The sequence below is a fragment of the Nocardioides sp. genome (assembly GCA_037045645.1).
Lineage (GTDB): Bacteria > Actinomycetota > Actinomycetes > Propionibacteriales > Nocardioidaceae > Nocardioides.
Window position 1 is genome coordinate 176,439 of sequence record JBAOIH010000011.1, and the last position, 13,894, is coordinate 190,332.

Below are 13,894 nucleotides of genomic sequence, written 5' to 3' on the forward strand. Positions count from 1 at the left end.
GCTCGCCGACCGGGCTTGATCGGGCGTACGTCCGAACCGGCACCTCCAGGGCACCCTTCGCCGGGCTTCTTCGGACGTACGTCCGAACCGGCACCTCCAGGGGGCTCGCCGACCGGGCTTGATCGGACGTACGTCCGAACCGGCACCTCCAGAGCACCCTTCGGCGGGCTTGATCGGACGTACGTCCGAACCGGCACGGCCTGCGACGTCCTGAACGCGGCAGACGCCGGACCCCAAGCCCCGAACCGGCGCCGCGAACCAACCACCCATTCGAGGCATCAGACTCCACGTCACGCCACCTTTGTTGCACACTGCCTGCGCGGAACTGTGCCAGCAGCATCGGACCGAGGCCGTGCGCAACGTCGGATGAGTAACCGAGATAGCCCAGGAGAAGCGCCGTGAACCTGCGCCCTGCACAGCGCTCGCGTCGTCGGCTGGTCACGGCCGCGGCGAGTGCACTGCTCATGCTGCCGCTGTGGTCGGCCCAGGCCGCTCCGCCCAAGCGTGACGAACTCTGCTTCGGCGAACGCGCGACCCACACCGGCTCGGCCGGTGAGACCGTCGTCGGCACGCCCGAAGCCGACGTGATCATCGGCGGCGGGCGCGTGCTGGCCTATGCCGGGAACGACCTGATCTGCGATGCGTCGTACGTGCTCGGCGGCGACGGCGACGATCGCATCCAACTGCCCAACGGCGGCACCGCCAACGGCGAGGCGGGCAACGACGAACTGATCGCCCTCGGCGACCCGGGCGGCACCCCCGCGACGATGCTCGGCGGCGACGGAGACGACGTCATCTACGGCGCCACGATGGGCGAGATCGTCTACGGCGGAGCGGGCAACGACGTGATCCGTTCCGGCGGCGGGCGCGACCGCGTCTATGCCGGCGAAGGCAACGACCAGGTGTTCGGCGGCCCAGGCCGCGATCGGATCTTCGGGGGTCCGGGCAACGACCACCTCGATGGTGGACCAGGGCGTGACCGCGGGTACGCCGGCCCGGGCAACGACACCTGCCGCTCCATCGAGAAGCGCGGCAGCTGCCGTCGCCAACGCTGAGCCGCACAAACGCTGGGCCTCACAAGACGCCTCACCAGATCCGTACGCGCTCCTGGGGCGCCAGCCACAACCCGTCCGACTCCGAGGTCTCGAAAACCTCGTGGAACTCGTCGAGATTACGCACGATGTTGGCGCGGAACTCCGGCGGGGAGTGCGGGTCGACGGTGAGGTATTGCTGGTCGAGTTCCTTGCGGCGCTTCGTACGCCAGCAGTAGGCCCAGTTCATGAAGACCTTCTTGCGATCATCAGCGGCAGCCTCGCCACCCTGACTGATCAGGTACGCGAAGTGGCCGATCGTGAGTCCGCCGAGGTCGCCGATGTTCTCGCCCACGGTCAAGGCACCGTTGACCTTCTCACCGGGCAGCGCACGCGGCTCGAACCCGTCGTACTGCTCGATCAACGCCTTCGACTTCACCTCGAAGGCGGCCTTGTCGTCCGCGCTCCACCAGTCCTCCAGGTTGCCCGCGCCGTCGTACTGCGCGCCTTGGTCGTCGAAACCGTGACCGATCTCGTGGCCGATCACGGCGCCGATGCCGCCGTAGTTCTCCGCCGGATGGGCGTCCGGAGAGAAGAACGGGCGTTGCAGGATCCCGGCCGGGAAGCAGATCTCGTTGGTGCCGGGGTTGTAGTACGCGTTGACCGTCTGCGGCAGCATGAACCACTCGTCGCGATCCACCGGCGCACCGATCTTGGCCAGTTCGCGCTTGGTCTCGAACTCCGCGGACGCCGCGACGTTGCCCATCAGGTTGTCGGCGCGCACCTGCAGCGACGAGTAGTCCCGGAACTCCACCGGGTAGCCGATCTTGGGCCGGAATTGGTCGAGCTTCTCGTACGCCCGCTGCTTGGTCGCCTCGGTCATCCAGTCGAGTTTCGCGATGGACTGGCGGTAGGCCTCCAGCAGGTTGGCGACCAGTTCGTCCATCATCGCCTTGGACTCGGGCGGGAAGTGACGCGCGACGTACTCCTTGCCGACTGCCTCCCCGATCGCGCCCTCGACGAGTGCGACCGCCCGCTTCCACCGAGCCCGCAACTCAGGGGTGCCGCTCAACGTACGGCCGTAGAAGTCGAAGTTCGTCTCGACGAAGTCGTCGGTCAGGTAGGGCGCCGACGAACGCAGTACGCGCGTCAACAGCCAGGTCTTCCAGTCGTCGAGCGGCACCTCGGTAAGCACGGTCGACAGGTGCTCGAAGAACGACGGCTCCATCACCACGACCTCGGCCAGCGTCTGCTCGGAGCCGCCGAGATTGGTGATGTAGACGTCCCAGTCCCAGGTCGGCACGAGTTCGCGAAGCTGCTCGACGGTCAGCAGGTTGTACGTCTTCTGGACATCACGCGTCTCCGCGCGCTCCCAGTGTCCCTTCGCGATCAGCGTGTCGATCTCGAGTATGCGGGCCGCCCACCCGGCAGCCTCGTCGCGATAGCCGGCCAGCGTGAGCAGGCGGTCGAGGTAGGAGACGTACTTCTCCCTGATCTCGGCGAACTTCTCGTCGCGGTAATAGGACTCGTCCGGCAACCCGAGGCCACCTTGGAGCAGGTAGAGCAAATAGCGCTCGGAGTCCTTGCGGTCGGTGTTGACGTACGACCCGAACAGCGCCGGCCCGCCGATCCGCTCGAACTCACCCACGAATGCGGCCAGGTCACGCAGATCGCGCAGACCTTCGATCGCGCGAACCAGCGGCTGGATCGGGCGCAAGCCCTTCTTCTCGATCGAGTCGGTGTCCATGAACGACTGGTAGAGCGCCGCGATCTTGGCCGCCTCGTCCGCATCGACACCCTCGGCGCTCTCGGCGTCCGCCTCGGCCAACTCGGTAATGATGTCGCGCACCTGCGCCTCGGCGCGGTCGGCCAGCTGCACGAACGGCCCCCACGACGACCGGTCGGACGGGATCTCCTCGGTCGCCAGCCAGGTGCCATTCACGTACCCGAAAAGGTCGTCCTGGGGTCGTACGTCAAGGTCCATGCCCGCGCGGGCATCATCAAGGATCGTCACGGGCTCGACCCTATAAGGCAGCGGGGACACCGCGAGTCTTGTGACCCCTCGGCCGAGTTTCGTGACCCCTCGGCAAAATCTTGTGACCCCTGGGCAAAGGTAGGGACAAAACCCGTGACACCGCTGCGCGAGCAGAGGAATGTGGACCAATGACTCCTAGCGCCAAGGCCCGCCGCGCCACCCTCGTCGTGTCCAGCGCGCTGGCGCTGGCGGCTGGCGCGATCACCGTCGCTCCCGCGCAGGCTGCCGTCGACGACTGGGTCCGGATCAGCCCGAGCGCGAATCCCAACTTCGCCACGCCCGCCTCAGCACGTACGCCTGACGGCACGCAGCATGTGATCTGGCAGGTGGACGGTGGCAACTTCGAGCACGTGGCGATCGCACCGAACGGGCGTCGCAGCGCGGTGTCGCGCGTGCTCGCCGCCCCGTGGTCTGCCGTGTCGTCCTACCCTGACCTCGTCGCGATGCCCGACGGCTCACTGCGGTTGCTCTTCACCGGCAAACGTACGGGCGGCACGGCCGACTTCTTCGACGGCAAGGGGATCTACAACGCAGTCTCCACCGACGGCGGCGCAACCTGGACAGTGCCGAACGAGATCTATGCCCGCGCTGTCGGCGGGGGCGACCACGCGCTCGGCGCGGTGCTGCCCGACGGACGTGTCCTCGCCGGCCACCACGACACCGCGGGCTTCCACTTCCGCATCGGTGCCGGGAACGACGCGGAAGCCGCGATCGAGTCCGTCAACACCGACGTCGCGATCGCTGGTGCTCATGACTACTCGATCGTCGCCTCGGGTGGCGTGGTGTGGCTGACGTACAACGTCGGCGACGCCAACTCGACCGTCGCGCAACAGATCTGGCCGAGCATCGGCGCACAGGTTCGACCGCCGGTCACCACCGGCTACAGCTATGCGGGCACTCCGGTCGTCGACCGTCCCGGCGTGGGTGCGGTCGCGGCCTTCGAAGCCGGGTACGGCACCAGCCATCAGGTCTATGTGTGGGAGTTGGCGACCAACAGGGTGCGCCGGGTGCCTGGCTTCGCCGGCCCAAACAACGTGTTCTTGGACGTGCTGCCCGACGGACACCTGTGGATCGGCGCGACCGGGCCGATCAACTACCAGCCTCGCGCCTCCCGGGTCGCGAAGTCTGGTTGGACCATCGACCGCCGCCCGGCGCTGTTGCCGGGTGCGTACAGCACGTTCGACGGCACCGTCGCCGCCACCTCGACGCTCGGCTCCACACTGGTGATGAGCGGCAAGATCACCGCATCGGACTCGACCGAAGGGATGCTGGCCCACCAGGTCATGGCGACGCTGAACGTACGCGCCACACCACGCCGCTGGCGCATCCGCCGCACCCAGCGCGTCGCCATCAAGGTGACCGACGTGGACGGCGCCGTCGCGGGCGCGCGCGTGCGCGCGGGTGATGAACGGTGTCGTACGAACTCCCGCGGCGTGTGTCGGCTGCGGTTCACCGCCTCGGTTCGCCCGCGCCAGATCCGGGTGAAGGTGACCAAGCGCGGCTACTACGCCGGTTCGGCGAAACTGGTCGTACGCCGCTAGCGCACGCGTACGACCGACTTGCCGAGCGTACGACGGTCGTCGAGGTCCTGCAGCGCGGCGCCGAAGTCGGCGAAGTCGTACGTCTTGCCGATCGGCGAGTTGAGCACGCCCGACTCCAGCATCGGGGCGAGCTCGAGCCACTGCTGCTGCATATAGCCCGGGCGGGTCATCGCGTACGCACCCCAGCCCACCCCGCGTACGTCGATGTTGTTGAGCAGCAGCCGATTGACCTTGACCTCGGGAATGCCTTGGCCGGACGCGAAGCCGACGACCAGCAGGCGCCCGCCCTCGGCCAGGCAGCGCAGGTAGTCGGTGAACGCGTCGCCGCCCGCGACGTCGAGCATGATGTCGGCACCGCGGCCGCCGGTCAGATCCTTGACCGCGTCGCGGAAGTCGGAGCCGACGATCACCTCGTCCGCGCCTGCGGAGCGGGCGACCTCGGCCTTCTCCTCGGTCGAGACCAGTGCGATCGTTTTCGCGCCATAGCCTTTCGCGACCTGGAGCGTCGCGGTCCCCACGCCGCCCGCCGCGCCGTTGACCAGCACGGTCTCACCGGCCTTGATCCCACCGCGCTGCTTGAGCGCGAACTGCGCGGTCAGGTAGTTCATCGGCAGCGCGGCGCCCTGCTCGTACGACACGTTGTCCGGCAGCGGGAACGTGAAGATCACCGGGTTGGCGACGACCTCGGCCGCACCGCCGTACGCATTCACCCCGCACACCCGCTGGCCCACCTGGAAGCCGCTGGACTCGGGAGCGCCAGGATCGAGTACGACGCCCGCGAAGTCGACCCCGAGCGTGAACGGCGGCTCGGGCTTGATCTGATACTGCCCCTTGCTGAGCAGCAGGTCGGGGAACGAGATCCCCACCGCGTGCACCTCGATGAGGACATCGTGGGCTTGTGGTGTGGGCGAGTCGACCTCGTTGATCACGACGTCGGCGGGACCGGTGGTGGTGACGACCTGGGCTGCGCGCATGGGGCGAGGATAGGTGCCGTCACCCCGGACGTACGACCCGGTTCATCTCGAAGTGCATCGGGTCGGTCCAGCCCCAATCGCCGCCCCAGGCGAAGCCCCACTTCTTGAAGATCGCGACCACACCGCGGTGCATCTCACCGACCGTGCCGCGCTGGTTGCCCGGCACGTTGAGATCGATCGCGAGGCCGAACGAGTGGTTGGACAGCGTCGTGGAGCCGGCGATGAAGCGCGGGTAGTAGCACCCGGCGTACTCCCCCGGATGAATCTCGTCACCAAGCCCTGACTCGAGGATCTCGCGCAGCGCCGCCTCCAGTTGGGGGAAGATCGCGTTGTTGCAGGTCATCGACCCGATGATCGGCATCGTGCGGGTGCTGATGTGCGACGACACCCAGGACGCCTCAGGCGCGATCCGGCCGCCGCCGAGCACGGTATAGCTGAATGTCCCGACGACCTCCGCGACCGAGCCGCCGGTCAGGAACGCGGTCTGCTTCACCGAAGTGTCCAGGCCCAGCCGCGCGACCACATCGAGGCTTTGGATCGACGCGGTCTTGTCGACGATCTTCTCGATCTTGGGCCGCAACGTCGACGGGCTGGTGATGCCGGTCGAGATCAGCAACGCGTTGCCCTTGCTCATCCCGAGTTGCTTGCCCCACAGATCGTTGACGACCGCGTCGACGTTGGCAGTGAACTCCGGCACCAGCGCCCCGACGTGCAGCTTCGGCGCGTCTGCGCTGCCGCCGAGCTTGATCTGGTCGGTCTTGTCCGCCAGGCGCTTGCCGAGCTTGCGAGTGATCGCGAGTTCGCCGCCGGCCACGCGTTTCCACACGGCTTGGGCGTCGGCGAGTTCGCTGGCGGTGAAGAGGCGGTACGTCGCGGGGTCGACGGCGGCGACGGTCAGCGCGCGGTTCTCGATCGTGACCTGGGCCAGGGACAGCGGGGCGGCGTACGACACCCCGGGCAGCGCACGCACGCGCGCGACCATCTGCCTGCTCAACGGCTCCTGGCTGAAGATCAAGATGTCGGCCGAGCGCAGCGGTTCTTTGCGGCGACCTGGTGGATCGACGGCCATCGCGGGATCGAGTACGACACCCGTGGGGCTGCTGGTCGTCGCGGAAGTAGAAGTCGCCTTCGGCATCGGGTCCGGCGACTCACCACCGCAGCCGGCCAGCACTGCCGCCGCAAGCAGGGCGGCAAAGCCGGTGCGCACGCGGTGCCGGGCGCTCTTCATGACCCAGGACGATACGCGTTGATACTTAGCCCAGGTATCAAGCGCGGATGTCCAGGTCAGTCGTCCCAGCGGAACAACCGAGCCGAGATCGCCGCGAACACCGCCGCAAAACCGAGCAACACCAGCACCGGCACGACGAGCGCCGAGGGACCTTCGCCGCGCACGATCAAGTCCAACATGCCTTCGTTGAGTTGTCCCAAGGGCAGCACCTTGGAGAACGTCTGCATCCAACCCGGCGCCTGGTCGAGCGGGATGAAGGAGCCCGAGAGGAAGGCCATCGGCGTGACGATCACGTTGGCCAGGCCCGAGGCACCTTCGGCCGTACGACTCACCGCCCCCGCCACCATGCCGATCGACATGAACGCCAAACAACCGACCAGGATCAGCGGGACCGCAAGCCACCACCAGCCACTGAGTTGCAGGCCGAAGACGCCTACGCCCACACCCAAGAAGATCGCCGTCTGAAGCAACGCCACGGTCAGACACACGACCACCCGCGAGAGGACCAGCGAACTGGTCCGCACCGGTGCCAGCCGCAGTCGCCGCAGGAGTTTGTTCGTACGCCAGGTCACCAGCGGCATCGCGGTGTTGAAGACCCCGCCCATCGCCACCGCCCAGCCGAGCAGTCCCGGTGCGATGAATTTGGATCGGTTTGAGGGAGTCGTCCTCCACCTGCTGGGCATCGAGGACGAACCTGGGCTTGGTCTGCGAGATCGCCTGATTCGCGCCGTTGACGAAGCCGTCGAGAGTTCCGCGTACGGTGGCGGCCACGACCTGATCGGCGGCCGAGTAGTGCAGGCGAAGCGTGTCGCCGTCCTGCACGAGCGCGCCGTCGATATCGCCCTTGCGGACTTCTGCCAACGCTGCCGATTCGCTTTTATATGTCGTGGTCTCGAAGAGGTCGTCGAACTGCGCTTTGACGTCTGGCGGCATCTGCTTGACGAACTGCACATCACCCACGATCGCGAGGTCGGTCTTGCTCGCCCCCGCATCACGGAAGAGGAAGCCGAAGAGAACCAAGAACATCAACGGGAAGGCGAGCAGCCAGAACCAGTTCTGCCTGTCGCGCCAAAAGCCCACCCACTGAGCCCGCATCAAGGCGGTGAAGTCCCGAGAAGTCATGCGCGGTACTCCCGTCCGGTCAAGTCCAAGAAGACGTCTTCCAAGGTGGCGCTGGTGACCTGCAGGCCCGCGAGCGCATCCCGGTCGGCCAGCTGCCGCAGCACCTGGGCGGTGTCGTGGGTGCTCAGACTGAGAGTGCCGTTGTCGACTGCCGCGGTCTCGACGCCAGCAAGGGTCCGAGCCGCCTCCAGCCCGAGCGCACCCTCGTCCACGAGGATGCGTTGCGCCTGCCCCAGGCCCGCGATCAGGGCGCGCGGGCGATCCACGGTCAGGATCCGGCCGTGGTCCATCACCGCGACCTGGTCACACAGCAGTTCGGCCTCGTCCATGTAGTGGGTGGTGAGGATGACTGTGTGTCCGCGCTCATTGATCGCGCGCAACACATCCCACAGGTTGCGTCTGGCCTGGGGGTCGAGGGCGGCAGTGGGTTCGTCCAGGAACACCACCTCGGGCTCGTGGACCAATGCGCACGCCAGCGAGAGTCGTTGCTTCTGCCCGCCGGACAAGTCCTCCGTACGCGTCTTGCGCTTCTCGGTGAGGCCGACGAGTTCGAGCATCTCGTCGACGCGCGAACTGCCCACGCCATAGATGTCGGCGAAGATCCGCAACTGCTCACCGGCACTCAATCGCTCGAAGAACGCCGAGGCTTGGAGTTGTACGCCGATGCGCGGCAAGAGGGCCGGATTGCGCGGCCACACGGGAAGGCCCAGGACCTCGGCCGACCCGCTGTCGGGTTGGCGGATGCCCTCGATCATCTCCAGCGTGGTCGTCTTGCCTGCTCCGTTGGGCCCGAGGATCCCGAAGAACGATCCGGAGGTCACCTCGATGTCGACACCGTCGACGGCCACAAGGTCCCCGTACCGTTTCACCAAGCCCCGAGCCGCGATGGCGATCGTGGTCATGCGCCTCACACTAGGGGGGCTCTCCCCGGTCTTCATCACCTGAAGTTCCACCCTTTGATACTTAACTCAGGTATAAAAGTTGCGTGACGAATCCGTACACCCCCGGTGAGGTCCCCCGGCTGCTTGCCGGACGCCGCGAGGAACTCGACCGGATCCGCGATCTGTTCGCGCGCGTCGTGACGTACGCCGAGATGGGCGGCCCGCTGCTCGTCTTCCACGCTCCGCGCGGGATCGGGAAGACCTCGCTCTTGCGCGCTGCCCAAGACGAGGCCGAGCCGCTCGGCTTCGTCACCGTGTGGGTGTCGTGCTCGCGCGGCACCCCGGTGCTGCCCGAACTCACCGCCGCTCTCAGCCAGGCGCTCGACGCCGCCGACATCACCCCCGGGGGCCAGGCGGGCAAGCGCTGGCGGGCACGACTGGACAAGTTCGGCGTCGAGTTGGGTGGCTTCGGAGTCAAGGTCAGTGCTGACCTGGTCGGTGATCCGGTGCCGGATACCGGGGTTGCGGCCGCACCGTTGGCGGCGCTCGAAGGCATGTTGCACGACGCGGCGACACTCGTACGCTCTCGTGGCGGCGCGGGACTGGCGGTCTTCATCGACGAACTCCATGCCGCCACCCGGGTCGAGCTAGCCCTGCTGCTCAATGCGCTGCAGAACCTCGCGGGTCGTCGCGCCGACAACCCGCTTGCCGTGATCGCAGCCGGGCTTCCCGTCACCCCAGAGGCGATCACCCGCGCGGCGACCTTCGGCGAGCGCAGCACGTTCGTGCCGCTCGACGTCCTCTCGACTACCGACGCACGCGAGTTGCTCACGGCACCGGCCGCGTCGTTGGGAGTCGGCTGGACGAGCCGCGCACTCGACGCCGTGATCGACCAGGCGCGCGGCTATCCCTACTTCCTGCAACTCCTCGGCTCCGCGACCTGGGACGCGGCGCGGCCCGAGCGCGGCGCCAAGATCGGACTGCCCGATGCGCGTCGCGGCCTGACCAGAGCGCAGGCACAGGTGAGGTCGATGTACGCCGCGCGGTGGGGCTCGGCGACACCGGGCGAGCAGGCGTTCCTGGGCGCGATGGCCCGTCAGGGCGACGGCAACGTCACCCGCGCCGCGATCGCTGCCGACCTCGGTGTCGACTCACGGTCGCTGAGCGTGGCGCGCGAGCGCCTGATCGAGAAGGCGATCATCGAGCCGGTGGGGCATGGACTCGTACGCTTCACCCTCCCCGGGTTCGCTGCCTGGTTGCGCCAGCAAGGTTCCTGACCCCTCATCTGGCGGGTGGGAACACCGTCCGGGGCGGGTGCCCTGGTGGAGCCCCCACAACAGACTCGGGCGCCAACACCCCGGCGATGTCACTTCGCCGCGACACCCCGAGCTTGGCCATCACACGCGAGACATGCGTCTCCACGGTGCGTACGGACAGGTGCAACCGCTCGGCGATCGCCGGAGAGGAATCGCCGGCCGCGACCATGATCGCGATCTGGCGTTCGCGCTTGGTCAGGTGGGGTGACGCGCGCACGACCGGCGTCCAGCGGCCCATCTCCGAGAGCAGTTTGAGCGAGTTCGCGACGCTGGTCTTCCTGCCACCCAAGACGGCCGTGATGTGGTCGGATAAGGCTGCCATCACCGGCGCGGACGGATGTGGCAGTGGCAGCGGTGCCGCCTCGGCCAGGTGCCGGCGCAGCGCCTCCGGGGAAGCCAGGCCCAGCAGATGCAGGGCATCGAGGCGTACGAGGTCATAGCCCCACTCTTGCGCCCAACTCGCCAGCTCAGCGCATCGGCCGGGGGCGTCGGCCAGCCCCAGCCCGATCGCGGCCCGACACGAGTGCAGGCGGGCGGTGGCGGCCATGCCACGGCTGGCACCCTTCAGTCCTTGGTCGACCTCTGCCAGGAACGCGGCCGCCTCGGCGGCGCGACCAGTCATCATCGCCGCGTCCGCAGCCGCGCTGAGGGCCCAGGTGAGCAGTCCGGCCGCATCCCGCCAACGCAGCGTCTGCACAGCCTGGGAGATCTCGTGCCAGGCTCGCTCCCAGTCGCCTTGGCGGCCGAGCAACTCGCCCATGCCGACGCGAGCGGAAGCCTCGTCGTGGCGCTGCGTCATCAACGGCATCAGGTGTTCGTGGGCGGCCAGGTCCTTGAGCCGACCAGCTGAGACGTACGCCAGCAGCGTCGCCGCGGTGAGTTCGAAGCCGATCCACGTCATAGTCTCGTGGGCGTCGACCGCCTGGCCCCAATAGCGAGCGCTGAGTTCCAGTCCCCGATCGACCTCGCCCCGCGACACCAGCTCGGTGATCCCCAAGGCCACGACTTCGAGGATCTCCAGCGGCGCCGGGATGCTCACCACCTCGATCCACGGCAGCAACTGCGCCACCCCCGAGGTGTCACCGGCCCACGCCAGTCGCCGTGCTCGTACACACCTGACGTCCACGAAGGCCGACAAACCAGGAAGAGCCTCGATCGTCTCGTCCACCGTCGCCAACGCCGCAGCCGGATCATCGAACGCGAACTGTTCGAGGTCGGCCCTGATTCGATAGGCCCCCGCACCCAACAGCATGCGAGTGAAGTCGTCGGCCACGCAGTCGTCGAGATCCGCGATCACCGTGTCGATCAAGGCCTTGGCCTGCGCCGCCGCCCCGCCATGCACATGAAGCACGCTGCACAACAGCAGCGCCTCGACGCGCTCGGCCGAATGCTCGGGGAACCCCGCCACCGCCGACTCGGCCAACGACAACGCAACCCCGTCGTGGCCTGCCGTAGCCGACGACTTCGCCGTGCGCAGCAACTGCGCGGGCGTCACCGACAACCCACCCTCGAGCGACCACCTGACCCATTTGTCGAACTCCGACTCGGTCAGCCCGTCGGGGTCGACTCCGGCGTACCTCTTCGCGTGCAGTTCGCGCCGCCGAGACACCGGCACCCGATCCCGTGCGTGCGCGCCATACAACAGGTGCCCCATCCGTACGATCGTCTCCGCCGGATCGCTCGAATCGACCTGGACGAGTCCGGCGGTGGCGAGCGCCTCGATGCTGTCGGCCCAGTCGGCCTCACCTGCGGCCTCCAGCACGGTCGCCAGGGCGACCGGCTCACTCAAGGCGATCAGGTCCAGGGCCTCACGATGCTCGGTCGGGACGCGTCCGAGTTCGGAATCGATGAGTTCGCCGAGTTCGAGTCTGGTCGTACGCATCGCCCACCCCGGATGGGTCCAGACCCCTGCCTCTTCGTGAAAGTCCCCCGCTGCGACACCGGCGCGCACAGCCTCGCGTACGAACAACGGGTTGCCTTGCGTCGCCTCGAAGAGCCACCTCGCGCTCCGTGGATCCACCGGGCCGCGGAAGTACTCCTCAAGCACCGCCAACACGTCCTCGGGCGGCATCCCCGCAACCGCGACCTGCACCAGCAGGTCGTCATGGAGCAGACGATGCAGCGGGTAGGCCAGGCCGATCTGGGAGCGAGCCGTGGCCACGAGTCGTACGATCCCGGCGCGCGACAGGTCCGCGAGCAACCCTGCGGTGGTGTCATCGAGCCACTGTGCATCGTCGAGGATCACCAGGGTGGGGATGGCCTGGCTCAGGTGCTCGCGCACCTGCGCCAACGTCGCATTTCCACCGAGCAACCGGCCCGGGGCGCCGAGGGGGACGAGTGCGTCACCGGGACTGCACACGATCCGGACCGAACGCCCCCGAGCGGCATCGACCAACTGGCCTGCGAGCACGCTCTTGCCGACCCCGGAGCCTCCCGACAGCAGCAAGCCCTCGGACGATGTGGACAGCAGTCCTCGCAGTTCGCGAAAGAGCGACCCGGTCAGAGTCGGCCAGGAGGAGAGACGGGGACTGCCACGGGGATGGTGGCTCATCGGAATCGGGGTGAGGTGCGGCGAGCAGGCATCATTTCGCCAGCGCCGCCTCGATGTCCTCGCTCAGACTGGCCGGGGCGGTCTGCGGTGCGTACCTCTTGAGCACGTGGCCGTCGCGCCCGATCAGGAACTTGGTGAAGTTCCACTTGATCGCGCTGCCGAGCAGGCCGCCCTGCTCGGACTTCAACCACTGATAGACCGGGTGGGCTCCGGAGCCGTTCACCTCGACCTTGGCGAACATCGGAAAACTGACGCCGAAGCTGGACTCGCAGAACTGCGCGATCTCATTCTCGTCGCCCGGCTCCTGGTGACCGAACTGGTCGCAGGGAAAGCCGAGGACCGCGAGTCCGCGGTCGGCGTAGGTGTCATGGAGCTTCTGCAGCCCGGCGTACTGCGGGGTGAAGCCGCACTGTGACGCGGTGTTGACGATCAGGACGACATTGCCGTCGTACGCCGAGAGGTCCACCTCGGTGCCGTCGATCGCGGTGGCGCTGAAGTCGCCCAGTGATTCAGCCGGTGACTGATCGGACATGGTGTTGCTCCTTGACGTGGCGAGTGCGATCAGGTGGTTACGCGCTCGGCGTATGGGGGATCTCGTGCCAGGCGGCGTCGACGAGGCGTACGACGAGCCAGGCGAGGTGCTGGGCGACCTCGCTCGGTGTGCCGCCCGGTTGCATCACGTGCGAAAGCACGACCCGGATGATCGTGTCCATGATGTAGGGCAACGCGGGATCGTCGGCCTCGATGCCGTCGTAGCGGAGCAGGAAGTCCGACACCAATGCCTTGGCCATCTCGACCAGTGCGGTGTTGCGCGTCGTGATCAGCGGCAGCAGATCGCTGACCGCGCCGTACTCGGCGCTGACGACCGCACCGAGGAGGGCGCTGGTCTGCGCTCGCTCAAGGATCGACAGCGCTGCCTCCTGGATGGCGGAATACAGCTCTTGGGGGTGGGCGGCGAATGCCTGCTCCACGCCGTCGAGGAACAGCGCCACCTCACGCAATACCATCGCCTCGGCCAGGGCGGGCTTGGAGCCGACCTCGTTGTAGACCGTTTGTCGGCTCACCCCGATGCGGTCGCCGATCGCCGACATGGTGACCGCCGACCATCCGGCCTCCGCAGTCAGGTCCGCAGCGGCGGCGAGCACACGCTCGCGCGTGGAGTCGACGCTCGCGCTGACCGGGGACGCTGCCATGTCGACATGCTACTCGTGGGTC

11 protein-coding genes are annotated in these 13,894 nt (G+C 67.5%); 3 read left to right on the forward strand and 8 right to left on the reverse strand.

Features of this window, described 5'->3' with window-relative positions:
- The first annotated feature begins 398 nt into the window (after positions 1 to 398).
- A complete protein-coding gene (locus tag V9G04_18870) occupies positions 399 to 1,055 on the forward strand; it encodes a calcium-binding protein (protein MEI2715290.1) in 657 nt (218 codons plus the stop codon).
- 31 nt (positions 1,056 to 1,086) lie between these two features.
- Here the strand turns inward: V9G04_18870 and V9G04_18875 are convergent, their stop codons facing one another.
- Positions 1,087 to 3,045: a M13-type metalloendopeptidase gene (locus tag V9G04_18875; protein MEI2715291.1), complete on the reverse strand. Its 1,959-nt coding sequence runs from the start codon at positions 3,043 to 3,045 to the stop codon at positions 1,087 to 1,089.
- A 149-nt stretch (positions 3,046 to 3,194) separates the two neighbouring features.
- Between V9G04_18875 and V9G04_18880 the strand changes: the two genes are divergently transcribed.
- On the forward strand, positions 3,195 to 4,607 hold the full coding sequence (locus tag V9G04_18880; protein MEI2715292.1) for a sialidase family protein: 1,413 nt from the start codon (positions 3,195 to 3,197) through the stop codon (positions 4,605 to 4,607).
- Here the strand turns inward: V9G04_18880 and V9G04_18885 are convergent.
- The 4 genes from V9G04_18885 to V9G04_18900 all read right to left on the reverse strand — a co-directional run bounded on the left by V9G04_18885 (position 4,604) and on the right by V9G04_18900 (position 8,833).
- Positions 4,604 to 5,581 carry an NADPH:quinone oxidoreductase family protein gene (locus V9G04_18885; GenBank protein MEI2715293.1) on the reverse strand — a complete coding sequence of 326 codons (978 nt, stop codon included), beginning with the start codon at positions 5,579 to 5,581 and terminating at the stop codon, positions 4,604 to 4,606. The two genes, V9G04_18880 and V9G04_18885, sit on opposite strands and share 4 nt — an antisense overlap.
- Positions 5,582 to 5,600: 19 nt before the next feature.
- Positions 5,601 to 6,809: a M15 family metallopeptidase gene (locus V9G04_18890; GenBank protein MEI2715294.1), complete on the reverse strand. Its 1,209-nt coding sequence runs from the start codon at positions 6,807 to 6,809 to the stop codon at positions 5,601 to 5,603.
- 56 nt (positions 6,810 to 6,865) lie between these two features.
- The gene (locus V9G04_18895; protein ID MEI2715295.1) at positions 6,866 to 7,801 is read right to left on the reverse strand and encodes an ABC transporter permease; all 936 of its coding nucleotides are present in this window, start codon (positions 7,799 to 7,801) and stop codon (positions 6,866 to 6,868) included.
- Positions 7,802 to 7,927: 126 nt separating this feature from the next.
- The gene (locus tag V9G04_18900; GenBank protein MEI2715296.1) at positions 7,928 to 8,833 is read right to left on the reverse strand and encodes an ABC transporter ATP-binding protein; all 906 of its coding nucleotides are present in this window, start codon (positions 8,831 to 8,833) and stop codon (positions 7,928 to 7,930) included.
- 83 nt (positions 8,834 to 8,916) lie between these two features.
- On the opposite strand from V9G04_18900, the gene V9G04_18905 reads away from it, so the two are divergent.
- Positions 8,917 to 10,089: an ATP-binding protein gene (locus V9G04_18905; GenBank protein ID MEI2715297.1), complete on the forward strand. Its 1,173-nt coding sequence runs from the start codon at positions 8,917 to 8,919 to the stop codon at positions 10,087 to 10,089.
- A gap of 4 nt (positions 10,090 to 10,093) precedes the next feature.
- Here the strand turns inward: V9G04_18905 and V9G04_18910 are convergent, their stop codons facing one another.
- The 3 genes from V9G04_18910 to V9G04_18920 are packed head-to-tail and all read right to left on the reverse strand — an operon-like array spanning position 10,094 to position 13,872.
- Positions 10,094 to 12,679: a LuxR C-terminal-related transcriptional regulator gene (locus tag V9G04_18910; GenBank protein ID MEI2715298.1), complete on the reverse strand. Its 2,586-nt coding sequence runs from the start codon at positions 12,677 to 12,679 to the stop codon at positions 10,094 to 10,096.
- 31 nt (positions 12,680 to 12,710) lie between these two features.
- Positions 12,711 to 13,211: a glutathione peroxidase gene (locus tag V9G04_18915; GenBank protein MEI2715299.1), complete on the reverse strand. Its 501-nt coding sequence runs from the start codon at positions 13,209 to 13,211 to the stop codon at positions 12,711 to 12,713.
- Between the two features lie 37 nt (positions 13,212 to 13,248).
- Positions 13,249 to 13,872: a TetR family transcriptional regulator gene (locus V9G04_18920; protein MEI2715300.1), complete on the reverse strand. Its 624-nt coding sequence runs from the start codon at positions 13,870 to 13,872 to the stop codon at positions 13,249 to 13,251.
- Between the last annotated feature and the right edge of the window lie 22 nt (positions 13,873 to 13,894).